20 protein-coding genes, 1 tRNA gene and 2 pseudogenes are annotated in these 24,757 nt (G+C 66.9%); 8 read left to right on the top strand and 15 right to left on the bottom strand.

Annotated elements, in window-relative coordinates:
- Nucleotides 1-39: 39 nt before the first annotated feature.
- Nucleotides 40-801, top strand: coding sequence for a GntR family transcriptional regulator (locus tag FGL15_RS18125; RefSeq protein ID WP_138946937.1), 762 nt, complete (start codon nucleotides 40-42; stop codon nucleotides 799-801).
- A gap of 18 nt (nucleotides 802-819) precedes the next feature.
- Here FGL15_RS18125 and FGL15_RS18120 read toward each other — a convergent pair whose 3' ends face one another.
- Nucleotides 820-1,224 (bottom strand): tautomerase family protein, encoded by a 405-nt coding sequence (locus tag FGL15_RS18120; protein ID WP_138946936.1) that lies wholly within the window; start codon nucleotides 1,222-1,224, stop codon nucleotides 820-822.
- A 185-nt stretch (nucleotides 1,225-1,409) separates the two neighbouring features.
- Here FGL15_RS18120 and FGL15_RS18115 point away from each other — a divergent pair, with 185 nt between their 5' ends.
- The 4 genes from FGL15_RS18115 (at nucleotide 1,410) to FGL15_RS18100 (ending at nucleotide 6,044) form a co-directional block, all read left to right on the top strand.
- A complete protein-coding gene (locus FGL15_RS18115) occupies nucleotides 1,410-2,435 on the top strand; it encodes a substrate-binding domain-containing protein (protein ID WP_168223435.1) in 1,026 nt (341 codons plus the stop codon).
- Nucleotides 2,436-2,536: 101 nt separating this feature from the next.
- The gene (locus FGL15_RS18110; RefSeq protein WP_056006360.1) at nucleotides 2,537-3,628 is read left to right on the top strand and encodes an ABC transporter permease; all 1,092 of its coding nucleotides are present in this window, start codon (nucleotides 2,537-2,539) and stop codon (nucleotides 3,626-3,628) included.
- On the top strand, nucleotides 3,625-4,419 hold the full coding sequence (locus FGL15_RS18105) for an ATP-binding cassette domain-containing protein (RefSeq protein ID WP_205858643.1): 795 nt from the start codon (nucleotides 3,625-3,627) through the stop codon (nucleotides 4,417-4,419). Before FGL15_RS18110 ends, FGL15_RS18105 begins: the two co-directional genes overlap by 4 nt.
- A gap of 191 nt (nucleotides 4,420-4,610) precedes the next feature.
- Nucleotides 4,611-6,044, top strand: coding sequence for a sugar porter family MFS transporter (locus tag FGL15_RS18100; protein ID WP_138946934.1), 1,434 nt, complete (start codon nucleotides 4,611-4,613; stop codon nucleotides 6,042-6,044).
- Between the two features lie 91 nt (nucleotides 6,045-6,135).
- On the opposite strand, the gene FGL15_RS18095 is transcribed toward FGL15_RS18100, so the two are convergent.
- From FGL15_RS18095 to FGL15_RS18035, 13 genes and pseudogenes are all read right to left on the bottom strand, one after another.
- On the bottom strand, nucleotides 6,136-6,501 hold the full coding sequence (locus FGL15_RS18095) for a hypothetical protein (protein ID WP_138946933.1): 366 nt from the start codon (nucleotides 6,499-6,501) through the stop codon (nucleotides 6,136-6,138).
- Nucleotides 6,502-6,643: 142 nt separating this feature from the next.
- On the bottom strand, nucleotides 6,644-7,555 hold the full coding sequence (locus FGL15_RS18090) for a sugar phosphate isomerase/epimerase (protein WP_138946932.1): 912 nt from the start codon (nucleotides 7,553-7,555) through the stop codon (nucleotides 6,644-6,646).
- A gap of 61 nt (nucleotides 7,556-7,616) precedes the next feature.
- Complete coding sequence (locus FGL15_RS18085; protein WP_138946931.1) at nucleotides 7,617-8,681, bottom strand: Gfo/Idh/MocA family protein; 1,065 nt, start codon at nucleotides 8,679-8,681, stop codon at nucleotides 7,617-7,619.
- A 42-nt stretch (nucleotides 8,682-8,723) separates the two neighbouring features.
- Entirely contained in the window at nucleotides 8,724-9,647 is a 924-nt protein-coding gene (locus FGL15_RS18080; protein ID WP_138946930.1) for a sugar phosphate isomerase/epimerase, read from the bottom strand.
- 42 nt (nucleotides 9,648-9,689) lie between these two features.
- The gene (gene iolD / locus FGL15_RS18075) at nucleotides 9,690-11,612 is read right to left on the bottom strand and encodes a 3D-(3,5/4)-trihydroxycyclohexane-1,2-dione acylhydrolase (decyclizing) (protein ID WP_138946929.1); all 1,923 of its coding nucleotides are present in this window, start codon (nucleotides 11,610-11,612) and stop codon (nucleotides 9,690-9,692) included.
- Nucleotides 11,612-12,546 (bottom strand): annotated as a pseudogene (iolB, locus tag FGL15_RS18070) (5-deoxy-glucuronate isomerase). Before iolB ends, iolD begins: the two are co-directional and overlap by 1 nt.
- A 113-nt stretch (nucleotides 12,547-12,659) precedes the next feature.
- A complete protein-coding gene (locus tag FGL15_RS18065) occupies nucleotides 12,660-14,162 on the bottom strand; it encodes a CoA-acylating methylmalonate-semialdehyde dehydrogenase (RefSeq protein WP_138946928.1) in 1,503 nt (500 codons plus the stop codon).
- 54 nt (nucleotides 14,163-14,216) lie between these two features.
- Nucleotides 14,217-15,143 carry a class I fructose-bisphosphate aldolase gene (locus tag FGL15_RS18060; protein ID WP_138946927.1) on the bottom strand — a complete coding sequence of 309 codons (927 nt, stop codon included), beginning with the start codon at nucleotides 15,141-15,143 and terminating at the stop codon, nucleotides 14,217-14,219.
- A pseudogene (iolC, locus tag FGL15_RS18055) lies at nucleotides 15,140-16,131 on the bottom strand (5-dehydro-2-deoxygluconokinase). The gene FGL15_RS18060 and the pseudogene iolC overlap by 4 nt, the downstream one beginning before the upstream one ends.
- A gap of 405 nt (nucleotides 16,132-16,536) precedes the next feature.
- On the bottom strand, nucleotides 16,537-17,763 hold the full coding sequence (locus FGL15_RS18050) for a PLP-dependent aspartate aminotransferase family protein (protein WP_138946926.1): 1,227 nt from the start codon (nucleotides 17,761-17,763) through the stop codon (nucleotides 16,537-16,539).
- 45 nt (nucleotides 17,764-17,808) lie between these two features.
- Nucleotides 17,809-18,534: a B3/4 domain-containing protein gene (locus tag FGL15_RS18045; RefSeq protein WP_138946925.1), complete on the bottom strand. Its 726-nt coding sequence runs from the start codon at nucleotides 18,532-18,534 to the stop codon at nucleotides 17,809-17,811.
- The gene (locus FGL15_RS18040) at nucleotides 18,534-19,136 is read right to left on the bottom strand and encodes a helix-turn-helix domain-containing protein (protein ID WP_240773603.1); all 603 of its coding nucleotides are present in this window, start codon (nucleotides 19,134-19,136) and stop codon (nucleotides 18,534-18,536) included. Before FGL15_RS18040 ends, FGL15_RS18045 begins: the two co-directional genes overlap by 1 nt.
- A 585-nt stretch (nucleotides 19,137-19,721) precedes the next feature.
- Nucleotides 19,722-19,794: transfer RNA gene (locus FGL15_RS18035), tRNA-Val, on the bottom strand.
- A 154-nt stretch (nucleotides 19,795-19,948) separates the two neighbouring features.
- Here FGL15_RS18035 and FGL15_RS18030 point away from each other — a divergent pair.
- Both FGL15_RS18030 and FGL15_RS18025 read left to right on the top strand, forming a co-directional pair.
- The gene (locus FGL15_RS18030; protein ID WP_138946924.1) at nucleotides 19,949-20,758 is read left to right on the top strand and encodes a thymidylate synthase; all 810 of its coding nucleotides are present in this window, start codon (nucleotides 19,949-19,951) and stop codon (nucleotides 20,756-20,758) included.
- Entirely contained in the window at nucleotides 20,755-21,279 is a 525-nt protein-coding gene (locus tag FGL15_RS18025) for a dihydrofolate reductase (RefSeq protein WP_138946923.1), read from the top strand. The genes FGL15_RS18030 and FGL15_RS18025 overlap by 4 nt, the downstream gene beginning before the upstream one ends.
- Before the next feature lie 39 nt (nucleotides 21,280-21,318).
- Here the strand turns inward: FGL15_RS18025 and FGL15_RS18020 are convergent, their stop codons facing one another.
- A complete protein-coding gene (locus FGL15_RS18020) occupies nucleotides 21,319-21,789 on the bottom strand; it encodes a peroxiredoxin (protein WP_064293656.1) in 471 nt (156 codons plus the stop codon).
- A gap of 241 nt (nucleotides 21,790-22,030) precedes the next feature.
- On the opposite strand from FGL15_RS18020, the gene aceE reads away from it, so the two are divergent.
- A complete protein-coding gene (aceE, locus tag FGL15_RS18015; RefSeq protein ID WP_085510736.1) occupies nucleotides 22,031-24,757 on the top strand; it encodes a pyruvate dehydrogenase (acetyl-transferring), homodimeric type in 2,727 nt (908 codons plus the stop codon).

The following is a 24,757-nucleotide window of genomic DNA, read 5'->3' as shown; positions in this document are numbered from 1 at the left end:
TTGTCAGGACAAGTTTTCACTCCACCTTGAAGGAGCCTCATGGCACAGCCCGAGCAGACGCTCCCCGTCGAACTCTTCCTCGACCTCGATCGATCCGGACCGGTGCCGCTGTACTACCAGATCGCAACCAGGCTCGAGCAGGCCATCCATGATGAGACGCTGCCAGCGGGATCCCGTCTGGAGAACGAGGTAGCGCTGGGCACCCGCCTCGGGCTCTCCCGTCCCACGATCCGTCGGGCCATCCAGGAACTCGTGGACAAGGGTCTTCTCGTCCGTCGCCGAGGTATCGGCACACAGGTCGTCCACGGCAAGGTGACGCGCAACGTCGAGCTCACCAGCCTGTTCGAGGATCTGGAGCGTACGGGGCAGAAGCCGGAGACGGACATCCTCTCCGCCGAGGTCACAACGGCGGACGAGAAGGTCGCGGACGCCCTCGGCGTGGCGACCGGGAGCCCGATCGTCCACATCAGGCGGCTACGCCGGGCGGACGGTGTCCCACTCGCGATCCTCGAGAACTTCCTCCCCGAAGACCTCACGGACCTCGACCTCGGAGCCCTCGAGCACCACGGCCTCTACCAACTCCTCCGGGCACGCGGCGTCACGATGCGTGTCGCCAAGCAACGCATCGGCGCACGGGAGGCGTCAGGCCCTGAGAGCGAGATGCTCGACGTCCGGAAGGGCAGCGCACTCCTGACCATGTCGCGAACTGCCTTCGACAACTCCGGTCGGGCGGTGGAGTTCGGCCAGCACGTCTACCGACCCGACCTGTACTCCTTCGAGGTCACCCTCGTCGACCGGTAGCGAGCCGATCTCGAGACCTCAGCGCGCCGGAACGGCAAGCTCCCCAGTGAGGTACTGTGCGCGACCGAAGCCGAAGGACCAATCCTGCGGCCCGTTCTCGACGTAGCCGATGAAGACGTCCGCGCCGTCGACGCCGACCTCGGAGAGGCGCTCGGCCACAGCCGCGTAGAGCGCCTGCTTCGTCTCGTCGCTTCGACCGCGCTGCGTGAAGATCTGGATCATGACGACGCCTGCCGAGCGCTCGAAGCCGAGCCCCGCATCCTCTGCGATGATCTGGCCAGCCGCGTGTTCGGTCACGATCTGGAAGCGATCACGGGGCGGAATCCCGTAGACGGACACGATCGCCTCATGGATGGCGTCTGCGATCTCTCGGACGTTCGCGGCATCACGGCCGGCGGTGAGGTCGATCCTGACGAGCGGCATATGGGTCTCCTGTTCGGCAAATCTTTGTAAGGACATTCATATCCTATGACTTCCACTCGGCGGTTGTCACCGGTAAGTAAATATGTCCTGACTTTCTATTGCCCTCTTGTCTGTTCTTCACTAGCTTGAGCCCTGCAATGATGCACGGGCCGCCCGAGGCCCACCCCTCGAAAGGACACAACGAAGTGAACACCTCAGCACGACGCTCGCTCCTCGGCACGATCGCCCTCGTCGGCGTCGCCGCGCTCGCCCTGGCTGGTTGCACGGCGACCCCGAGCGCCGGCAGCAGCTCAGACGCCGGGCTCGCCTCCGGCTTCGGATCGCGCGCCGACAACCGCGACGCCTATTTCTTCACCTACTACAACCCCGCCAGCGACCCGTTCTGGGCGCAGATCCTGAAGGGCGGCGAAGACGCCGCCGAACTCGGTCACTTGAATCTGACCCACCAGACCGCGGAAGGCGACCCGGACAAGATGGTCGACCTGGTCGGCACTGCCATCGCGACGAAGCCCTCGCTCATCTTCATGCCGTTCAACGAGGGTGAGAAGTGGTCGAAAGTGGCCTGCGACGCCCACGACGCCGGTGTCACCGTCATCGCGTACAACGTGCCCGCTCCTGACAGTGCGAAGGACTGCGTGTCCGGCTTCGTCGGCCAGGACTTCACCGAGGTCGGCACGCTCGTCGGAGAGCGCCTGCTGAAGGAAGTCGACCTCAAGGAGGGCGACAAGGTCATGTTCCCGGCCGAGGAGCCCGAGCAGGACTACGCGATCAAGCGCGGTGGCGGCGTCCAGGAGGCCCTCGACGCGGTCGGGGCCAAGGGCGAGTACCTCCGTACCTCCGGCGCCGACGAGGAGGCGCTCAACTCCATGACCTCATGGCTGACGGCGAACCCCGACGTCAAGGCGATCGTCCCGCTGGGCGGAACCCCGCACCGCAACGTCGTCGCGGCCATGGAAGCCGCCGGCGTCTCGGTACCGGTTGTCGGCTTCGACACCTCTCCGCAGGTGATCCAGGGGATCAAGGACGGCAAGATCCTCGCCACGGCAGACCAGCAGGGATACGTGCAGGGGTACCAGTCGGTGATGCAGGGCATGCTGTCGATTGACTTCGGCCTCTCCCCCGCCAACATCAACTCCGGCGGACTCGGCCTGATCGACAAGTCCAACGTCTCCTTCCTCGAGGAGAAGGACCTGCAGGGCATCCGCTACTGACGCCCGCCCACGGCGCCGGGGGCCGATCCACGACCCTCGGCGCACCGCACGGCACCCCTCTCCGAACCGACCGCGATCCGTCGCGCACCGAAGGACCCCCAATGTCTCAACCACCCACGCGCGAACCCGCGCCCATCCTGACCGCACCACTCTCCACGGAGAGCATCTCCCAGCCGCGCAAGCTGTCCGACAACCAGCCGCACGGTTTCGTCGACCGACTGCGGGACACGATCACCTACACCCGCGGACGCGGCGCACTCGAGATCGGCATCATCTTCGCGATCGTCCTGCTCGGCTTCATCATCGCCGGTGTGGTCGCACCGGACGCGTTCCCGTTCCTGTCGCCGAGCAACCTCTCCGGCGTCATCTCCCAGTCCATCCCCGTGCTCGCCATCCTCGGCATCGGCGCCGGGATCCTCATGATCGCGGGAGAGTTCGACCTGTCGCTCGGTGCGAACATCGGCTTCTCCGCGATCATCTTCATCCGCGTCTCCGAGGCCGTCGGCTGGGGCTGGGGTGCACTCGCGGCGATCGCCTGCGGCACCGGCATCGCGCTCATCAACGGCCTCATCGTCGTCGTCACCAAGATCCCGTCCTTCATCGCCACGCTCGGCATGGGGTTCTTCTGGACCGGTGCAAGCCTCTTCGTGAACGGCACGTCGCCCGCGATCCTGTCGAGCGCGAAGGACGACACGCTCGTCACGCTCTTCGCCGGTGACTTCGGGCTGTTCCGGTCACAGCTGGTCTGGTTGCTCGTCATCGGCGTGATCGGCTGGCTCTTCCTCCACCGGCACAAGCGCGGCAACCACGTCTACGCCGTCGGCGGCAACGCGGCCGCGGCGAAGGCGATCTCCATCAACCCGGCCGTCGTCCGGCTCATGGCGTTCGGCATCTTCGGCGGACTCGTCGGGTTCGCCTCGATCCTCATCGCGGTCCGCACCTCGTCGATGCAGCCGGGGAGCACCGACGACTACACACTCATGGCCATCGCCGCCGCCGTCGTCGGCGGGACCTCGCTCCTCGGTGGTCGAGGCAGCATCGTCGGCATGATCATCGGCGCCGCCCTCATCCGCATCATCGAGAACGGACTCATCCTCGCGAAGGCGCCCGGCTTCTACATCCAACTCTTCGTCGGCCTCATCATCGTCATCGCCGCCATCTTCAACAAGCTCATGGAAGGAAAGGCCTCGTGACCATCGACGCCACCATCGACACCGCGATGCCTCTGCTCAGTATCGAGGGAGTCACCAAGCGATACGGAGCCAACACCGTCCTGAACGACGTCTCCTTCGACATCGGCCACAGTGAGGTCGTCGGCCTCCTCGGCGACAATGGTGCGGGCAAGTCGACGCTCGTGAAGATCATGTCGGGCGTCGTCCAGATGTCGTCCGGTTCGTACACCTGGGAAGGTCAGCAGCACGACACCGTCAACCGGGCGCTGACGGAACAGCTCGGCGTCGAGACGATCTTCCAGGACTCGGCGCTCGTGCCACAGATGTCCATCACTCGGAACCTGTTCATGGGTCGGGAGATCACCAACCGTCTCGGTCTCATGAAGATGAAGCAGATGGACGCGATCACCTCGGAGATCCTGGACACCGTCGTGACGATCGAGGGCATCAAGTCCTCGAAGCAGCTCGTCGCCTCGCTGTCAGGCGGCCAAGCCCAGGCGGTCGCCATCGCCCGAGCGGTGCACTTCAAGCGAAGCCTCCTCATCCTGGACGAACCGACGTCCGCGCTCGCCGTGCGGGCGACCGAGGCGCTGCTGAACTATCTCCGACAGTTGAAGTCGGAGGGCGTGAGCTCGGTGCTGGTCACCCACAACCTGCACCACGCCTACCAGGTGTGCGACCGGCACATCGTGATGAACCACGGACGGAAGATCCTCGACGTCCGTCGCGAGGACACGAGCGTGGAGGAGCTCACCGCCGCGGTCGTCGAGGGCGCCGTCGGGGTTGAACGCTTCCGGGCGGGGCGCTTCTGACCACCCGCCCCGTCTCAGGCCCTGCCGTCGACCACATGTCGACGGTAGGGCCTGCTGTTTTGATCCAGTCATGCGATTCGCTGGCGCTTCGTGGCAGAATGTCCTAACATTAGGACACATTCTCACCCGGTTCAGCGTCGACAACCGGCCCATCGGGGCTGGAGGCGGGAACACGCAAAGGAGCGAACAACGTGTCTCATGGTGGAACGATCACCAATGCCGTGAAGGTGGCCTTGCCGCCCCTCGGCAATGGCCCCTACAACAAGCGTCTCGGCCTCGTCGCCGTCATCGCGACATTCGGTGGGCTCCTCTTCGGCTACGACACCGGGGTGCTCAACGGCGCCCTGTCGTTCATGATGGAGTACTTCGGGCTCAACTCCTTCCAGGAGGGCCTCATCACCTTCACCCTGCTGATCGGTGCTGCTGTCGGCGCCTTCTTCGGCGGGCGGCTGTCGGACCGACTCGGTCGAAAGCGCAACATCCTCGTCATCGCCGTCCTGTTCTTCATCGGCGCCGGCGGCTGCGTCATCGCTCCGAGCTACGAGATACTCCTCGTCTTCCGCTTCATCCTCGGTCTCGCCGTGGGCGGTGCCTCGGTCACGGTCCCGGTCTACCTTGCGGAGGTCGCCCCATTCGAGAAGCGCGGAAGCCTCGTCTCCCGGAATGAACTGATGATCGTCGGCGGGCAATTCCTCGCCTTCGCCATCAACGCCATCATCGGCAATGTCTGGGGCTCCAACGACCACGTCTGGCGCTACATGCTCGCTGTCGCGGTCATCCCCGCCTTCGTCCTGTTCTTCGGCATGCTCCGGATGCCCGAGAGTCCGCGCTGGCTCCTCGCTCGCGGTCGCGACGACGAGGCCCTCGAGGTGCTCCGGCAGGTCCGCTCGGAGGAGCGCGCCGTCGCCGAGATGGAAGAGGTCAGGCAGCTGTCCGTGATCGAGAAGGACGAGCAGTCCGGTACCTTCATGGACATCGTGCGGACCCCGTGGATCCGACGCCTCCTCTTCATCGGCATCGGCATCGCCGCCTACCAACAGCTCACCGGTATCAACTCGATGATGTACTACGGCACCCAGGTGCTCGAGGCGGCCGGCTTCACGCGGAACGCTGCGCTGAGCTTCAACGTGCTGAACGGTGTGATGTCCGTCACGGCGATGCTCGTGGCGCTCTCCATCATCAACCGCTTCAACCGTCGCTCGCTGATGCTGTTCGGCTTCATCGGGACTACGACCATGCACCTGCTCGTGGGCGCCATCGGCCTCGGGCTCCCAGAGGACAATCCGGTCCGCCCGTGGCTGCTCCTCATCGCGATCCTGCTCTTCATCGGGATCATGCAGGGCACCATCGGCCCCCTCGCGTGGCTCATGATCGCCGAGATCTTCCCACTGAAGATGCGCGGCGTCATGATCGGCATCACCGTCCTGGTGCTCTGGTCCACGAACGCGATCATCTCGCTGGCGTTCCCCTCGCTCGTCGAGTCCCTCGGATTCGGAACGTTCCTGCTCTTCGCAGCGGTCGGTCTCCTCGCCATCCTTTTCGTCGCGACGAGCGTCCCGGAGACGAAGGGCAAGAGCCTGGAGTCCCTCGAGGACCACTTCAAGGAGCAGTACAAGACCTTCTGATCCTGGTCCGCACCCCACCGTCGAACGGCCCGCCCTCATCGAGAGGACGGGCCGTTCTTCTGTGCCGGGAGCACGCGGACCGAGAGGATTGTCAGACGGACGGGACGTCCACCCAGGTTCCGAGCTGAGCGCTCCGGCGAGCGGCCTCGAGGATCGCGAATGTCGCGAGGGAGCCCTCGACGGCGACGGGGAGGACGCCTGACCCGGTGTCGATCGCCTCACGCACTCCTGCGTAGAAGTCCTGCCAGCGACCATCGGCGCGCGGATACGGCCGCTGCTCACCGCCCGTCGTCGTGAGCGTGCCCCACCGCTCGTGCGGCTCGACGCCCCAGCCATGGTCGGCGGGCCGAAGCCCGGCGAGCACTTGGTCCGTCTGGAGGTCGAGCCCGCGTACGGTGACGGGCGGTCGCGCGACGTTCCCACCGGTCGAGGACGTTCTCGACGAGGCGGAAGTCACCGATGGCGCCCGAACGCACGATCGCCTGCAGCGTTCGGGCCTCGGAATCCCAGCGCCGGTTCTGGAAGACGCTGAGCAGGACGCCTCGATCAGCCGCGTAGCAAGGTGCGTCCGCCGAATCCGTACCCGACGAGGCCGAGCCTCACGCTCCGGCGCCCGCTCCCCCGGCGGTAGTTTTCGCGCGCGCCGACTCCACGAGTTCATGGAGTCGGGTGAGCTGTGACCGGGAGACCTCGTCGGCCCGCTCATCCTCGGCGAAGACGTTGGACACGATGATCGCATCGTCGCGGTCCAGGAAACCCGTCCGCGCCAGCACGTCGAACAATCGCGTCCAATCGACGTCGCCGTCGCCGATCGCGAGGTGCTGGTGCACCCGAGCAGCGTTCCCCGGCGGGTTGCTGATGTACCGGAGCCCGTGGGAGCGGTGGTGGTCGAACGAATCGGCGGCGTACACCGCGCCGAGCCGGTCGCCGATCTCGGGCAGCAGGGTCGTCGCGCGGTCGCCGTAGTGGAAGGTGTGGGACGCGACGTACACGAAGCCGACCGATGCCGAGTTGAGACCGCGGATGATGCGCCATGCCTCAAGACCGTCCTCGACGAAGTCGTCGGGGTGCGGGTCGAAGTTGATCCGGACGCCCTCCCGCTCGGCCAGCGGCAACAACGTCTCCATCGAACGGTAGAACGCCGCTTCAGAGTCCTCGCTGCGCTCCGGGCGCCCGCTGAACTCGGTGTTGAGGGTGTCGACGCCGAGTTCCACGGCGAGGTGGATGATGCGCGAGAAGTTCCGCACGGCCGCCTCCCGCTGCTTCTCCTCCGGTGAGGAGATGCGTTGCACGGGCAGGAGCGCCGGAATCGTGATCCCGGCGTCGGCGACGCGCTTGCGCAGGGCGGCGACGAGGGCGTCGTCGGCCTTGGGGTACCGGAAGAACGGCCCGAAGTCGGCGTGCGGCGTCAGCTGCAGATGGTCGTATCCGAGCCGCGCGGCGATGTCCGGGAAGTCGAGCAGTGCATGGTCGTGGTGATACGGGGTCGGATCGAGGGCGATGCGGACCATCGGGGAACTCCTTCGTCAGTGCGTCCGGCCGGCATCGCGAGGCTTGCCGGCCGGACGCGGATCAAGCGTAGAACGCGGGGCGCTCGGGAATGGCGACCGGCACCGGGCCGTCGGTGGTGAGGGCCGCGACTCCCGCTTCACAGGCGAGCGCCACCTTGTAGCCGTCCCAGGCGTTCGGCCCGTCGACGAGGGTGCCCCCGCGGACCGCGTTCACCCAGCGCTGGACCTGCTCGTCGTACGCCGCGGCGAACCGCGTCACGAAGCTCGTGTGGTCGGGGACGCTGAAGCGGCCGTCCTTCCACTGCTGGAGGCCGGACGGCTGACCGATCCGCGCGATGCTCTCGGCGAAGACCGCCTCGGTCGCGACCTGATAGCCGAACTGGACGCTCACGTTCATCTCGACGTCGACGAGGACACCGTTCGCGAGCTCGATGATGACGAGGATCGGCTCGCGCAGGTGGTCAGGGCTCAGCCGGTTGCGACGCGGGTACTTCACCTCGACGCTCGCGACGGTCGAGCCGGCCACCCACGGCAGCACGTCGAACTCGTGCACGACCGAGTCGGTGATGAGCATCGTCTGCGTGTAGGTGTCGGGGACGACCGCGTTGCGGTGGACGCCGCGGAGCATGAGGAGCTCGCCGGCGTCGCCCGACTCGACGAGGGCGCGCAGCTGCTGGTACTCCGCGTCGAAGCGGCGCATGAACCCGACCTGGATGTGCGGACGGTCGAGCTGCTGTTCTGCCTCGAGCACCCGCCACGACGACGTGGAGTCGGGCGTCAGCGGCTTCTCGCAGAGGATCGGGAGTCCGGCGGCGAGGGCCGGCAGGAGGACCGGCTCGTGGAACTGACCGGGGGTCGCGATGAGGACCGCGTCCACGGCGCCGGCCGCGATCGCGTCCTCGATCCGGGTGAACGCCTGGGCGCCGGGGGCGTTGGCAGCCGCGGCCGCGGCACGGCCCGCGTCGGGTTCGATGATCGCAGCGACGACCGCACCACTCACCCGCTCGGTGATCCGTTTGACGTGGTCGGCTCCCATCAGGCCTGCACCGACGATGCCGACCCGGAGGTCACCCGTCCGTGCGTCGGTCCCGGTGGGACGGTCGGTGGTCTGGGTGGTGGTGCTCATGGCGTCGGTGCCTTCCGTGGATTCTGACTGGTCGAAGTGGGTTCAGCTGACGCGGGCAGCGGCGGTCTCGCCGAAGATGTGCTCACGTGTGCGCTTGGCGATCGGGAACGGCCGGTCGACGGAGCAGCCGTACATGTCCTGCTCGACGATCCCGAAGATCTGCGGGTCGAGTGCAGCGACGCGTTCGATGATCGGACCGAGCTCCGGGACCCCGAACGGCGGCTCCACCATGATGTCCTGGGTGACAGCCTCCGCGAACGGCACGTCGTTCTTCAGCACGTCGAACAGCAGGCTGGTGTCGACCTGCTTCAGGTGGAGGTAGCCGATCCGTGTGGGGTGGTCGTCGATCAACTTGAGGTTGTCGCCGCCGTAGTAGGAGAAGTGGCCGGTATCGAGGCAGAGGTTCGTGTACCGCTCGTCCGTCTCGGCGAGGAAGCGCTCGACCTCCCTGGTCGTCCCGACGTGGCTGTCGGCGTGCGAGTGGAACTGCTGGTTGATCCCGAACTCCTCCAGGAGGGCCTTGCCGAGACGATCGTGACCGGCGGCGAGCTTCGCCCACTGCCCGTCGTCGAGGGTGCGAGCCTCGAGGACCTCACTCGTCGCGTCACTGCGCCACAGGTCCGGGATCACGACGAGGTGCTCGGCCCCGAGCTTCGAGACGAGCCCGGCGATGTCGAGCGCCTGGTCCCAGGCGCGCTTCCACTGGTCGTCGCCCTTGTGGAAGCCGGTGAAGACGGTTCCCGCCGAGAGCTTGAGCCCACGGGCGCCGAGTTCGTCGGCGAGCTGGTTCGGATCGGTGGGGAGGTACCCGTACGGGCCGAGCTCGATCCACTCGTAGCCGGAAGCGACGACCTCGTCGAGGAAGCGCTCCCACGGGACCTGCTTCGGGTCGTCGGGGAACCAGACACCCCAGGAGTCGGGAGCGGTGCCGATACGGATCGACGGGGTGGTGGTGGATGCTGACATCGGGTTCCTTCGGTACTCGTTCGTGGGATTCTGGTCGTTCACTCAGCCGAGCAGTGGCTTCTGGGTGGCCTTGATCTCGGCGTACTCCTGGTACGCACGCTGCGTGCTCGGCAGCTCGGAGACCGCGGGCACGGGGACGTCCCACCAGCCCTCGCCGTCGGGCGCGTACAGCAGCGGGTCGCTGTTGATGTGGATGAGCGTCGTCCGGTCGGAGGCCTTCGCGGTCGCCATGGCCGCCCTAAGGTCGTCGATCGACGAGGCGCCGGGCTCGACCTCGATCACGTCGACGCCGTAGCTGCGCGCGTTGGCGGCGAGGTCGACGGGCAGGATCTCCTCGCCCTGGAAGTTGCGGGCCTCGGGATCGAGGCTGCGGTACCAGGTGCCGAAGCGTTCGGAACCGACCGTCTCCGATAGGTGTCCGATCGAGGCGTACCCGTGGTTCTGGATGAGGACGACGATGAGCTTGATGCCCTCGGCGACCGCGGTCACGAGCTCCGTGTGCAGCATGAGGTACGACCCGTCGCCCACCATGACGACCACGTCGCGGTCGGATCCGCTCGCCTCGGCACCACGCTTCACGCCGAGACCGCCGGCGATCTCGTAGCCCATGCAGGAGAAGGCGTATTCGACGTGGTAGCCGAGGGCGTCCCGCACGCGCCACAACTTGTGGAGGTCGCCGGGGAGTGATCCCGCCGCCTGGACGATGACGTCCTCAGGCTCGGTCGACGATTGGACGGCACCGATGATCTCCGCCTGTCCGGGGAGGGCGAGTCCCGACGGCTCGAAAGCGGCGTCGACGGTCGCGTCCCATGCCGCCTTTTCACGGCGGATGGTCTCGGCGTAGTCGGCAGCGACTCGGAACCGAGCGAGCTCATCGTGGAGCGCTTCGACCGTCTCCCGCGCGTCGGCGACGACGGCGATCTGCGTCCCATGCTTGTAGGCGTCGAAGCTCGCGACGTTGACGTTGACGAAGGTCACGCCCTCGGCTTGGAACGCCGTGCGGCTCGCCGTGGTGAAGTCGCTGTAGCGAGTGCCGATGCCGATCACGACGTCTGCCTCCGCCGCGAGACGGTTGGCCGCCGTCGTCCCGGTGGCGCCGATCGCGCCGACGTTCTGCGGGTGGTCCCAGACGAGCGACCCACCACCGGCCTGCGAGGTGCCGACGGGGATGCCGGTCGCCTCGACGAGCAGACGCAGCGCCTCCTCCGCGTTCGAATAGATCACTCCCCCGCCGGCGATGATGATCGGACGCTTCGCCCCGCGGATCGCCGCGACGGCGCGGGCAAGCGCAGCTCGTTCCGGCAGCGGACGGCGCAGGTGCCATTCACGGTTCTGCAGGAATTCGAGTGGGACGTCGACGGTCTCCGCCTGCACATCCTCCGGCAGGGCGATCGTGACCGCACCCGTCTCGGCGGGGTCGGTGAGCACACGCATGGCGGCGAGGGCGATCGAGAACAGCTGCTCGGGCCGCTGCACCCGGTCGAAGAACCGGGACAGCGGACGGAACGCGTCGTTGACGGTGATGCCGATGTCGTGGGGCAGTTCGAGTTGCTGGAGGACCGGGTCGGCGACGCGCGTCGCGAAGGTGTCGCTGGGCAACAGGAGCGCCGGAAGCCGGTTGGTGGTGGCGAGGGCGGCACCGGTCAGCATGTTCGCGGCACCCGGGCCGACCGAGGCCGCGCTCGCGAAGGTGCCGAGGCGGCGGTGCATGCGGGCGTACCCGACGGACTGGTGCACCATCGCCTGCTCGTTGCGTGCCTGGAAGTACGGCATGAGATCAGGTTGCAGGGAGTTCGCCTGCTTGAGTGCCTGGCCGAGTCCGGCGACGTTGCCGTGCCCGAAGATGCCGAACATGCCGGGGATGGTCCGCTCACGGTGGTCGCCGTCCACGGTCCACTGGTGACCGAGGAATTCGACGAGCGCCTGGCTCACCGTCATCCGCTTCGTCCTGGATTTCGTCGCCATCACTGCTGTCCTTCTGCGTCGGAGCGGGTGTTCGTCTGAGTAGCTGTGGGACCGGCGTAGGGCAGCCGGGGGTCGATGTCCTGGCCCTCCCAGGTTTGGCGGATCCACGCGTGTGCCGGGTCGTCGCTGATGTTCCAGACCCGTTCCTGGTCGGGTCCGGCCATGACGTTCAGGTAGTAGAGGTCGTACCCCGGCGCGGCGACGGCAGGACCGTGGTATCCGAACGGGACGAGCGCGATGTCGCCGGTGCGGACGATCGCATTGATGTCGATCTCCCCGGCGGGCGAGGAGTAGGTCGCGAACATCCCGAAGGGATCCGCGGCCGTCGGTGCTTCCAGACCCTTCGACACGGCGGACTCGAAGTAGTAGATCTCCTCGAGGCGCGATTCCGCCCCAGGCAGGTGCTCGTCGTGCTTGTGGGCGGGGTAGGACGACCAGTTCTCTGCGGGCGTCACGACCTCGCACACGATGAGCTTCGCGGCGTCGAGCGCGTCCGGCGTCCCGAAGTTGTGGACCTGACGACTTGACCGGCCCGCGCCGCGCAGCTCGACGGGGATCTCCTCCGCAGCGACACGACGCGTCGGGTGGATCGCCGTCGTCGGGCCTCGGCCACAGCGACTCGACCGACTCCGCTGAGGACGCACGCTGTCCTTGCACCCACGTAGAGGACATCGGTCGGTCCGTCGAAGACGGATCGACGGCCGGAGAGCGCCGTGGTGCCATCCCGCTGCTCAGCGTCCGTCCAGCTGATGCTGAAGGCACCGGCGAGCGGGACGACGATCCGTTCCACATCGCCCGCCGGGAGGTCGATGGCATCACCGTCGGCGAGGACCGCGACGCGGAGACCCGTGTGCGTCCAGCCGTCGATCGAGCCGTCGACGACGCTCTCCCAGCCGTCTCGGGCGAGGTCACCCCGCTCGTACATCCACTGCATGTTGTTCACTCCATCGTGTGTGATTCGATCATGCCCTTCGACAGGACTGCGGAACGATGTCGGCTCGGGCACCGCGCCGTTCCCTGGGCCTGTCGAAGGGCCGTCCGGGAGCCTCAGTTCTGGGGGAAGCCGAGGTTGATGCCGCCGTGGGAGGGGTCGAGCCAGCGGGAGGTGATGGCCTTCTGCTGGGTGAAGAACCGAACGCCCTCGGCACCGTGGGCCTTGGTGTCGCCGAACAGTGAGTCCTTCCACCCGCCGAAGGAGAACGTCGCGACCGGGACGGGGATGGGCACGTTGATGCCGATCATCCCGACCTGGATCTCGTTCTGGAACCGTCGGGCGGCGCCGCCGTCGTTGGTGAAGATCGCGGTCCCGTTGCCGAACGCGCCGCCGTTGATGAGCGCGACGCCCTCCTCGTAGGACTGCACGCGCACGACTGCGAGGACGGGTCCGAAGATCTCCTCCGTGTACACCTTCGACGTCGTCGGCACGTTGTCGATGAGGGTGGGGCCGAGCCAGAACCCGTTCGGGTCGCCGTCGATCGGGGTGTTGCGGCCGTCGACGACGATCGTCGCCCCGTCGGCTTCGGCGATGTCGAGGTAGGACGCGACCTTGTCGCGGTGCACCTTCGTCACCAATGGCCCCATGTCGCAGTTCCGGCGGCCGTCACCGATCCGCAAGGTCGCCGCGCGTTCGGCGATCTTGGCGATGAGCTCGTCCGCGACGGGCTCGACGGCGACGACCACGGAGATCGCCATGCACCGTTCCCCTGCGGAGCCGAAGCCGGCGTTGATGGCGGAGTCGGCGACGAGGTCGAGGTCGGCGTCGGGCAGCACGAGCATGTGGTTCTTCGCCCCGCCGAGCGCCTGGACGCGCTTGCCGTGCGCGGTGCCGGTCTCGTACACGTACTTCGCGATCGGCGTGGAACCGACGAAGGAGATCGCGCGGACGTCGGGGTGGGTGAGGAGCCCGTCGACGGCCTCCTTGTCACCGTTCAACACCGTGAACACCCCGTCAGGGAGCCCGGCCTCCTTCCACAGCTTCGCGAGCCAGATCGCCGCGGACGGGTCCTTCTCACTCGGCTTCAGCACGACCGTGTTCCCGGCCGCGATCGCGATCGGGAAGAACCACATCGGCACCATCGCGGGGAAGTTGAACGGCGAAATGATCCCCACGACCCCGAGCGGCTGCTTCGTGGAGTACACGTCCACACCGGTCGAGACCTGCTCCGAGAACTCACCCTTCAGGTGGTGCGCGAGACCGGTCGCGAACTCCACGACCTCCTGACCGCGCGTGATCTCACCGAGTGCGTCGGAGACGACCTTGCCGTGCTCCGCGGTGATGATCTCCGCCAGCTCGCCCTTCTTCGCCTCGAGCAGCTCACGGAACTTGAACACGATCTGCTGACGCTTCGCGAGGGACAAGTCGCGCCAGGCCGGGAAGGCCTTGGCAGCCGATGCGACAGCTGCGGCGATCTCGTCCTGATCGGCGAGCGCGACGTGCTTCGTCGCGACACCGAGCGCGGGGTCGTAGACCGGGGCGGTGCGACCGGAACTGGAGGGGGCTTCGGCTCCGTCGATCCAGTGCGGGACGACGGGGAGGGAGTCAGTGCTCATGATGCGGGTGGTTCCAATCTGTAAAGGATCAGCGATCGCGGCGGATCGGGAGGCTCAGGAGGGGAGGTCGGCGTGGACGAGCCCCGCCGCGGTGTCGACTGCAGCGGAGACATCGCCGTCGGCCGGGTAGATCAAGGTGCGTCCGACGACCAGGCCGCGGACACCGGGCAGTTCGAGGGCTCGTTCCCAAGACGAGTAGACGTCGTCCTGATGGCCGTTCGGCTCGCCACCGAGCAGGAGTGTCGGCATCGAGGTGGCAGCCATGACGCGTTCCATCTCCTCGACGACCGGCAGCTTCATCCAGGTGTACGCCGAACTCGATCCGAGACCGGACGCGATGGCGATCGAGGTGATGACCGCCTCGGCTGAGAGGTCGTTGACGATCCGTCCCTCGCGCCACTCGCTCATGAACGGTTCGAGCATGATCGGCACACGAGCCTCGACCGCCTGGTCGACGGCACGGGCGTTCGCCTCGATGGTCGCGACCGATCCGGCATCGCTGAGGTTCACCCGGAGGAGTGTCTTGGCGAAGTCGAGACCGTCTCGCACGATCCCGGGAATGTCGTAGCCGGTGAAACGGTCGTCCATCTCGAACGCGGCGCCGCGCAGCCCACCCCGGTTCATCGACCCGACCACGACCTTGTCGTCGAGCAGGCCGAGGAGGGCGAGGTCGTCGACGATGTCCGGGGTGCCCAGCACGCCGTCGACACCAGGGCGCGAGAGCGCGAGCGCGAGGCGGTCCAGGAGCTCGTATCGGTCGGCCATGGCCATCGACTCGTCGCGCACCCCGAGGGCTCCGCGAGCCGGGTGGTCGGCAGCGACGATGAAGAGTCGACCGTCACCGCGGATGAGCTCGCGCCGACGCCGACCGGCATGGGCACGGGCGATGGCGGCCGGGTCGGATACGCGGACCTCGCGCAGGCGCTCGAAAGCGCTTTCGCGGAGGAACCGCGCTGTCCTGGCGTTGTTCACGATGGTCATCGGGCACCTCCGAGTTCTGCTGCACCGACGGTGCCGATGGTGTCGAGGATCTCGAGCACCTCAGCGGAGTTCGGCATGGCCGTCGAGCACTCCCGCCGCGACGCGACGATCGCCCCGGCGATGTTGGCGAACCGCAGGATCTTCTCGAGACCCCACCCTTCTATGAGTCCGTGGCAGAGGGCGCCACCGAAGCTGTCCCCCGCGCCGAGTCCGTTCACGACGTCAACGAAGTACGGCGGGACCTCGACGGTCTCGTCGCGCGTCTTGGCGAGGACCCCTTCGGACCCTGTTTGACGATGGCGAGTTCGACGCCGCGTTCCAGCAAAGCGTCTGCAGCGCGGTGTGGATCCGTCTCGCCGACAGCCACCTCGCATTCCTCACGGTTGCCGACCGCGACCGTGACGTGTTCGAGCGCTCGCCCGACCTGGGCGGAGGCCTGCTCGGCCGAGTTCCAGAACATCGGACGGTAGTCGAGGTCGAGGATCGTCAGCGGCCGGCGGGCGCGGGCTTCCCACGCGGTGAAGTGGGCCGAGCGGCTCGGTTCCTCGCTGAGCCCCGTCACCGTCGCCCAGAACACCTTGGCACGGTAGATCGCGTCGAGGTCGAGGGACTTCGATGTGATCGTCAGGTCGGGTGCCTTCGGCTTCCGGTAGAAGTACAACGGGAAGTCGTCCGGCGGGAAGATCTCGCAGAAGGTGACCGGCGTCTGCAAGTCCGCCTCCCAACCGACGAACTCGTCAGCGACGCCGAGGCGTCCGAGTTCGCGGTGGACGTATCGACCGAAGGGGTCGTTGCCCGTCCTGCTGATGAGCGCCGTCGGGTGCCCGTGCTGCGCGGCGGCGACAGCGACGTTGGCGGCGCTCCCCCCGAGATACTTGCCGAAGGTGTCGACGTCCTCGAGGCCGATGCCGTCCTGCAATGGGTAGATGTCGACGCCGACGCGTCCCATGGTGACGACGTCGTACGTGGTGGCTGATGGAGCGGTCATACGTCTCTGTACAACTTTCTGTGAGCTGTTCGGTGAGGCCATGACCAGCATACACAGAATGTCTTAACAAACGAACATGGATCGAGAATCTTGCGCACGTGCAAACCCGTCCGCGGGGGCGCCACGGGGACGTAGCCATCAGTGGGAGCCAAGCCCTGCTGGGCGGCCGTCCATACGAAGAAGCCCCGAGATCCGCATGATCTCGGGGCTTGCTGTTCGGTGGGCCCTGCCGGGATCGAACCGACGACATCCACGGTGGAAAGACTCGCGAATCGCTCAGTTCCCCGTGTTTCCGGGCCTCAGCGATTGCCCAGAGGCCTGCGAATGCCGCGCTTGCCGCGGAGCGGTAGCGGAGTGAACCGAGCAGCGAGGTCGTACACTCGTCGCTCGATCACCTACTCTCACCTACTCCGGAAACGTGGCGTCAAGTGCAGCCTGCAAGTCGGCGATGAGGTCCCGCGGATCTTCGAGGCCGATGGAAAGCCGCAGATGGCCGTACTGCTGGAAGATCTCCGGGTAGCGCTCTGATCCGCCGCGTGCTTCGCCTGCGACGTGCACGATCAACGTCTCGTCGTGCCCGAGTGAGACCGCGGAGGTGATGACGCGGAGGTTTGCGACGAATCGGTTCTGCGTCGCTGGCTCGCCATCGACGGCGAACGCCATCATCGCTCCGAAGCCGCGACCGGCGAACTGCCGCACCGCCACCTCGTGCTGCGGATGGGAGCTGAGGCCGGGATAGTGGATGAACTTCACGCGCGGGTCGCTCTCGAGGAAGGACGCGACCTGTTCCGCGGTACTGAGATGCTGCCGGAGACGCAGGGGAAGCGTGACCGACCCGCGCATGATGAGCCACGCATTGAAGGGAGAGATGGTTCCACCGACATCGACGAGTGCTTCGGACTTGATACGCCCGATCAGCTCGCGACTGCCGATGACGGCTCCACCCATGGCGTCCCCATGACCGTTGATGTACTTGGTCAGTGAGTGTTCGACGAGGTCGGCCCCCAACTCGAGCGGGCGGAAGAACGGCGGCGGCGTGAACGTGGAGTCGATCGACAACAGGGCGCCGCCGTCATGCGCGATCCGTGCGATCGCCGCCACATCCGCGACCTTCGTCGTCGGGTTCGCGATCACCTCGGTGTGCACGAGCTTCGTGTTCGGACGCATCGCGGCTCGAACGGCGTCGAGGTCACCCATGTCGACGAATGTCGTCTCGATGCCGTACTTCTCAGGGAGCAGTTCGGCCATGAGGCGCCAGACGGCCTCGTAGGTGACGTCGCCGACGACGACGTGATCGCCGGTCTTCAGCAGCGTGAAGAACACCGCGTGCAGCGCGGCCACTCCCGTCGCGAACACGGCGCTGTCTTCACCGCGCTCGAGAGCGGTGAGTTTCGTCTGCAGACAGATCTGGTTGAAACCGGAGTTCCGGGTGTATGCCAGGGTGTCGGTGTCGGACCAGTCCATCTCCGATGGATCGTCCGGGAGGCCGTACGAGTTCGCCATGACGATCGGCGTGCGGATCGCCCCGCCGGCCGAGTCCGTGGTGTTTCCGGCGTGCACGGCCTGGGTGTCGAATTCCAGGGTGTCGAGCGCCTTCTTGTCCGGCCGCGGGTGCTTGATGTTCTGGGTCATCGGGTCTCTTTCGATCATGAGGACGGTCGGTGTGCGCCGCAGAACTCAGGCGGTCGGGCCCAGGAGGCGGGTCGTGAAGGTGGCGTCGGGACTGAACGCGGCGAGAGCGGTCTGGAGTTCCTGAGCCGCTTCATCGACGACGACGCCGGGCGTTGCATCGAGCAGCGCATCGATGATGAAGAACGCCCGAGTCGTGTCAAGCGTGATGCGGGTTCGCGGGGGCTGCCGCCAGTTCCAGCGGCGGCAGGTCACGCCCTGATCGTCTCGCCACACCACTTCACCCACCTCGGGATGCTCGACCGTGAGCTCGCCTGCGGCAGAGACCTCGAAGTCCTCGGTTCCGTCGGCGCGCACGAGCCGGGCCGGCCCGATGTACGCGTCCGCGTTCTCCCCGCCGAGCGGCAGGAGGTGGCCGACCGAGATGGCGTTGTAGGTGTCGGTGATCCGGTCGATGCGGGGAAGGCCGTCGTCGATGCGTCGAACGAGCGCCTCGACGCTCGGTCGCGTTCGCTGCGGCTTGGCGCCGAAGGAACGATAGGCCTCCCGCCAGGCTGCGATCTCCGGGAGTTCCTCAGGCTTGCCGCCTTCGAGACGCTGGGTGATACGTCGCTCAGCCGACAGGAGTAGCGCCTCGCTCGCCTCGTCGCTCGGCCCCGGAACGAGGCCGTCAGCGAGGACGAGGAACGCACGATAGTCGGGACGCAGTGCGAACACCGCTTCGTCGACCATGGCCCCGTCGAACCAGGTCCGGTCGTTCTCGATTGCATTCATCAATTTCCTCCTCCGACACCTGGCTGCAGGACAGTCATGGTGAAATGAACGCGCTCAGTGCCGTGGCACCGGTAGGCGTGTGCCTGGTCTCCGGGCATGGCGATCGAGTCCCCTGGTTCAAGGGTCGTCTCCTGCTGTCCGATGGCGACGTCGAGTCGGCCTTCGTGAACCAGGATGATCTCGCGGGTCTCGGCGGTGTGCGCCTCGCTCTCGTGCCCCTCTCCCGGGTTCATGCGCCAGTCCCAGTGCTCGACGACGGTCGGCGGCTCCGTCGTTCCGACAAGGACACCCTGACCCCCGGAGTCACCCTGCCAGAGCACCGGGGCGGTGCCGGCTCGACTGATCCGAGTCTGCGCCCTGGCGGCATCCTCGACGAGATCGGCGAGGCCCACGCCGAAAGCGTCGGCAAGCCGAAGCAGGATGCTGATGCTCGGATTGGACTGTCCGGCTTCGATCCCGACGAGCGTGCGTCGACTGACGCCCGACCGATCGGCGAGGCCGTCGAGCGTCCATGCACGCTCGGCGCGCCAGCGCCGGACTCGGCTTCCGATCGCATCGGCGACGGCGACCGTTTCAGGCAGGACGTCTGTGGTTTCGCGCACGAGGGCAGCATACTGCACTACCAATGCAATCCATCGCCCCACAGAACGAGACTTGTCGTTACACCGGTCCCGAGACACAGCACCTACCCCACGAGTGCCGCTACTCACCATCGTGGCGACGCGCACGGTTCTTGCGCGGGTTGAAGACGTTCAGATCCTCAGCGCAGTCTCCAAACGAGTGCCGGTCAGCAGCTCGTCGCGCCGCTGCGCGAGGCGGGTCTCGACGAAGGCACGGCCGGTTTCGTCGCCGGCCTGGATGCCGGGATCGCCGCTGGCGCGCTGGACTCGGCGGATCCCAAGCTGTCGAAGATCCTCGGCCGCCCGACCACCCCGCTCCTCGACGGATTGCGCGCGACCGCGACTGCCGCAGACGCCTCATAGCCACCCGACCCGGCACGGGAGCCCGAGACCCGTGCCGGGGAAGGTGTCCGGCCCGGCGCGGAACCGGTCATGATCGCGAACGCACCGGCCACGGGTGCATTGCGCGCACATGTACCTCCGTCCGAGCGCGTCGGCCGTTGACGCGAACGCTGCGCGTCGAGGTGGAGCAGAACCATCGGGATGATCTCGGACGTCGTATTCAGGTGGGCCCTGCCGGGATCGAACCGACGACATCCACGGTGTAAACGTGGCGCTCTACCAGCTGAGCTAAAGGCCCGCGATCGGATGGAAGCGTCCGATGCGACTCGTCGAGTCTAGCCGGAGTCGCCGTCGGAGCCGGAACGCTCCACAACCCGGGTCCGCGCGCATCCATCGCGACACCGGACGATCGGTCGGGCGCGGTGACGGTCGCTGGCCGTACGATCGAGGGGATGGATACGACGATCCCCACCCCGTACGAAGACCTCCTGCGCGACACGCTCGAGCACGGCGCCACCAAAGGCGACCGCACCGGAACCGGCACCCGCAGCGTGTTCGGCCGCCAGCTCCGCTTCGACCTCTCCCAGGGCTTCCCGCTCATCACCACCAAGCGGGTGCACTGGAAGTCCATCGCCTACGAACTCCTCTGGTTCCTCCGCGGCGACGGCAACGTCCGCTGGCTGCAGGAACACGGCGTCTCCATCTGGGACGAATGGGCCGACGACCAGGGCGAACTCGGCCCCGTCTACGGTGTGCAATGGCGCTCCTGGCCGACCCCCGACGGCTCGCACATCGACCAGATCTCGCAGGTCATCGAACAGCTGCGCACCGACCCGAACTCGCGCCGCATCATCGTCTCCGCGTGGAACGTCGCCGACATCCCCAACATGGCGCTCGCCCCGTGCCACGCCTTCTTCCAGTTCTACGTCGCCGACGGCAAGCTCTCCTGCCAGCTCTACCAGCGCAGCGCAGACCTCTTCCTCGGCGTCCCCTTCAACATCGCCAGCTACGCGCTCCTCACCCACCTCGTCGCCGAGCAGGTCGGCCTCGAGGTCGGCGACTTCGTGTGGACCGGGGGCGACTGCCACATCTACGACAACCATGTCGAACAGGTGACGGAGCAGCTCACCCGCGCACCGTTCCCCTACCCGAAGCTGCGTATCAACACGAAGCGCGACAGCATCTTCGACGTGGAGTACGACGACCTCGAGATCGTCGACTACCAGCACCACCCCGCCATCCGAGCGGCCGTCGCCGTATGAGCCTGGCGCTCATCTGGGCCCAGGCCCACCAGGGCGTCATCGGCGCCGATGGCGACATGCCCTGGCACGTCCCCGAAGACCTCGCGCACTTCAAGGCGCTCACCGGGTCGGACGCGGTGATCATGGGACGCCGCACCTGGGATTCGCTCCCCCCACGGTTCCGTCCGCTCCCGGGACGCCCGAACATCGTCGTCACCCGCGATCACGCGTGGTCAGCCGACGGCGCGATCGTCGCGCACTCCCTGGAGGACGCGTTCGAGGCGGCACAGCTCGCCGGCAACGGCCAGGCCTGGGTCACTGGTGGCGCGGGTCTCTTCGCCGAGGCGCTCCCCCTCGCCGACCGCCTGGAGGTCACCGAACTCGACCTCGACGTCGCGGGCGACACCTTCGCGCCGATCATCGGCGAGGAATGGGTGCCCGTCACGATCGATCCGGCGCACGGCTGGTCGGAATCACGAACAGGCGTCCCGTATCGGTTCATCCGCTACGAGCGCGCACCCGAGATCATCATCACCGGCTGACACGTCCGGCGAACCGGATCGACCTCAGCGGGCCGCGGCTCAGGCCGGCTGCCGCAGTTCTTCGAGCGCGGCGCGGTAGGCCGCAAGCGAACGGGCCTCGCCAGGCGCGGTGATGAAGCTCTCGCGGATGATGCCCTGCTGGTCGATGAGGAACGTCGCCCGGTTCGCGAAGCCCTTCTCCTGCAGGAAGACGCCGTACTCCTTGGCGACCTGACCATGCGGCCAGAAATCGGCCAGCAGCTGGAAGCCGTACTGCTCCTGCTCGGCCCAAGCCCGCAGGGTGTGCTTCGAGTCGACGGAGATGCCCACGAGCGTGACCTGGTCGTCGGTGAACAGGCTGAGGTTGTCGCGGAGCTCGCACAACTCCCCCGTGCACGTCCCGGAGAACGCCAGCGGGAAGAAGACGAGTGCGACAGCCGAACTGCCGCGGAACTGACTCAACCTGACGAGTTCACCGAACTGGTTCGCCAGTTCGAAGTCGGGTGCCAGGGTGTCGTTCTCGAGTGCCATGAGGGTCCTTTCAGGCGGGTTCGCCTGCTCCGGATCGCCCGAGCGGTGGACGGGTCCGATCCGGTCACACATCCTAACCCCGCACCGCAGCTGCACAAACCCGGAGGGGTGCGCCGCTCGGTCACCGTTCCCTGGGGTGACCGGATAGGGTGAAAGGTGGCGCCCGCGTCCATACCCATCAGGACGCATGGAGTTCACCATCACAACCCAGGCACGATCTGCCACGAGAGAAAGGTCGACGGTGACTGTTCACGACCAGGATCCATACTCGTCCAACCACGTAGACGCCGATCCTGAGGAGACGTCCGAGTGGAATGAGTCCCTCGACGCCCTCGTCGACGAACGTGGCCGCGGTCGCGGCCGCGACATCATGCTGAGCCTCCTCAAGCGCTCGAAGGAGCTGCACCTCGGCGTGCCGATGGTGCCGACCACCGACTACATCAACACCATCGCCTCGGAGAACGAGCCCGACTTCCCGGGCGACGAGGACATCGAACGCCGCTACCGCGCCTGGATCCGCTGGAACGCGGCCATGACCGTGCACCGCGCGCAGCGCCCCGGCATCGGTGTCGGCGGACACATCTCCACCTACGCGTCGTCGGCCGCGCTCTACGAGGTCGGCTTCAACCACTTCTTCCGCGGCCAGGACGCCCCGGGCGGTGGCGACCAGATCTACATCCAGGGCCACGCCTCCCCCGGCACCTACGCCCGCGCCTTCCTCGAGGGCCGCCTCAGCACCGACCAGCTCGACGGCTTCCGCCAGGAGAAGTCGCACGCTCCGCACGGGCTCTCCTCGTACCCGCACCCGCGCCTCATGCCGGACTTCTGGCAGTTCCCGACGGTCTCGATGGGTCTCGGCCCGATCAACGCGATCTACCAGGCGCACCTCGCCAAGTACGTCACCAACCGTGGCATCAAGGACGCCAGCGACCAGCAGGTCTGGGCGTTCCTCGGCGACGGCGAGATGGACGAGGTCGAGAGCCGCGGCCAGCTCCAGGTCGCCGCGAACGAGGGCCTCGACAACCTCAACTTCGTGATCAACTGCAACCTGCAGCGCCTCGACGGCCCCGTCCGCGGGAACGGCAAGATCATCCAGGAGCTCGAGAGCTTCTTCCGCGGCGCCGGCTGGAACGTCATCAAGGTCATCTGGGGCCGCGAGTGGGACGACCTCCTCAACCGCGACACCGACGGCGCGCTCCTCAACCTCATGAACGTCACGCCCGACGGCGACTTCCAGACGTACAAGACGGAGGACGGCGCCTACGTCCGCGAGAACTTCTTCGGCCGCGACGAGCGCGCCCTGAAGCTTGTCGAGGGCTACACCGACGACGAGGTCTGGAACCTCAAGCGTGGCGGCCACGACTACCGCAAGGTCTACGCGGCGTTCAAGGCGGCCAGTGAGCACAAGGGTCAGCCGACGGTCATCCTCGCGCACACGATCAAGGGCTACGGCCTCGGCCCGAGCTTCGAGGGCCGCAACGCGACCCACCAGATGAAGAAGATGACGCTCGACAACCTGAAGACCTTCAGGGACACGATGCGCATCCCGATCACCGACTCGCAGCTCGAAGAGAACCCCTACCTCCCGCCGTACTACCACCCGGGCGAGGACGACGAGGCGATCCAGTACCTGCACGAGCGTCGCCGCGCACTCGGCGGGTACGTCCCCGAGCGTCGCAGCAAGTACACGCAGCTGAACCTGCCCGACGACTCCGCGTACGCGGCAGCGAAGAAGGGCTCCGGAACGCAGGAGATCGCCACCACGATGGCGTTCGTCCGACTGCTGAAGGACCTCCTCCGCGCCAAGGACTTCGGCAACCGGATCGTCCCGATCATCCCCGACGAGGCACGCACCTTCGGTATGGACGCGTTCTTCCCGAGCGCGAAGATCTACAACCCGAACGGTCAGCACTACACCTCGGTGGACCGCGAACTGCTGCTCGCCTACAAGGAGAGCCCGCAGGGTCAGATCGTGCACGTGGGCATCAACGAGGCGGGCGCCGTCGCGGCCTTCTCCGCGATCGGAACCTCGTACTCGGTGCAGGGCGAGCCGCTCATCCCGGTCTACGTCTTCTACTCGATGTTCGGCTTCCAGCGCACCGCCGACGCCATCTGGGCGGCCGGCGACCAGATGACCCGTGGCTTCATGATCGGCGCGACCGCCGGTCGCACCACCCTCACGGGTGAGGGCCTCCAGCACGCCGACGGCCACTCGCTGCTGCTCTCGTCGTCGAACCCCGCGGTCGTCAGCTACGACCCGGCGTACGGCTACGAGATCGCGCACATCGTGCGCAGCGGTATCCAGCGCATGTACGGCGGCGAGCACGAGGACCCGAACGTCATGTACTACCTCACGGTGTACAACGAGCCGATGGTCATGCCCGTCGAGCCCGAGGGCGTGGACGTCGACGGCATCGTGCGCGGTATCCACCGCATCAGCACGAGCGACAAGCAGGGCCCGAAGGCCCAGCTCATGGCTTCCGGTGTCGCGGTCCCGTGGGCGATCGAGGCGCAGCAGCTCCTCGCCGACGACTGGGGCGTCTCCGCAGACGTCTGGAGCGTCACGAGCTGGACCGAGCTCCGTCGCGACGGTCTCGCCGCCGACCAGCACAACTTCCTGCACCCGCAGGAGGAGCGTCGTGTGCCTTACGTCACGGAGAAGCTGAGCGGTGCCGCAGGCCCGTTCGTCGCCGTGACCGACCACATGCACGCCGTGCCGGACCAGATCCGTCAGTTCGTGCCTGGCGACTTCGCGACGCTGGGAGCCGACGACTTCGGCTTCTCCGACACGCGCGCCGCTGCCCGTCGCTTCTTCAAGATCGACGGCCCGTCGCTCGTCGTCCGCACCCTCCAGCAGCTCGCTGCTCGGGGTGAGGTCGACGCGAGCCTCCCGCAGCAGGCGATCGACCGCTACCGCCTCCACGACGTGAACGCCGGCAACACCGGTAACGCGGGTGGCGAGAGCTGA

This window comes from Plantibacter sp. M259 (assembly GCF_006065115.1).
Taxonomy (GTDB): Bacteria; Actinomycetota; Actinomycetes; order Actinomycetales; family Microbacteriaceae; genus Plantibacter; species Plantibacter auratus.
This window is presented reverse-complemented; position numbering and strand designations above follow the sequence as displayed.

Excerpts from the sequence above, each read along its gene's own strand:
- FGL15_RS18065 (WP_138946928.1), bottom strand. The coding sequence starts at position 14,162 with ATGAGCACTGACTCCCTCCCCGTCGTCCCGCACTGGATCGACGGAGCC.
- FGL15_RS18025 (WP_138946923.1), top strand. The coding sequence starts at position 20,755 with ATGAGCCTGGCGCTCATCTGGGCCCAGGCCCACCAGGGCGTCATCGGC.
- FGL15_RS18110 (WP_056006360.1), top strand. The coding sequence starts at position 2,537 with ATGTCTCAACCACCCACGCGCGAACCCGCGCCCATCCTGACCGCACCA.
- FGL15_RS18090 (WP_138946932.1), bottom strand. The coding sequence starts at position 7,555 with ATGGTCCGCATCGCCCTCGATCCGACCCCGTATCACCACGACCATGCA.
- FGL15_RS18020 (WP_064293656.1), bottom strand. The coding sequence starts at position 21,789 with ATGGCACTCGAGAACGACACCCTGGCACCCGACTTCGAACTGGCGAAC.
- FGL15_RS18060 (WP_138946927.1), bottom strand. The coding sequence starts at position 15,143 with ATGACCATCGTGAACAACGCCAGGACAGCGCGGTTCCTCCGCGAAAGC.
- FGL15_RS18125 (WP_138946937.1), top strand. The coding sequence starts at position 40 with ATGGCACAGCCCGAGCAGACGCTCCCCGTCGAACTCTTCCTCGACCTC.
- FGL15_RS18045 (WP_138946925.1), bottom strand. The coding sequence starts at position 18,534 with ATGAATGCAATCGAGAACGACCGGACCTGGTTCGACGGGGCCATGGTC.
- FGL15_RS18050 (WP_138946926.1), bottom strand. The coding sequence starts at position 17,763 with ATGACCCAGAACATCAAGCACCCGCGGCCGGACAAGAAGGCGCTCGAC.
- FGL15_RS18120 (WP_138946936.1), bottom strand. The coding sequence starts at position 1,224 with ATGCCGCTCGTCAGGATCGACCTCACCGCCGGCCGTGATGCCGCGAAC.
- iolD (WP_138946929.1), bottom strand. The coding sequence starts at position 11,612 with ATGGCGACGAAATCCAGGACGAAGCGGATGACGGTGAGCCAGGCGCTC.
- FGL15_RS18030 (WP_138946924.1), top strand. The coding sequence starts at position 19,949 with ATGGATACGACGATCCCCACCCCGTACGAAGACCTCCTGCGCGACACG.
- FGL15_RS18085 (WP_138946931.1), bottom strand. The coding sequence starts at position 8,681 with ATGAGCACCACCACCCAGACCACCGACCGTCCCACCGGGACCGACGCA.
- FGL15_RS18080 (WP_138946930.1), bottom strand. The coding sequence starts at position 9,647 with ATGTCAGCATCCACCACCACCCCGTCGATCCGTATCGGCACCGCTCCC.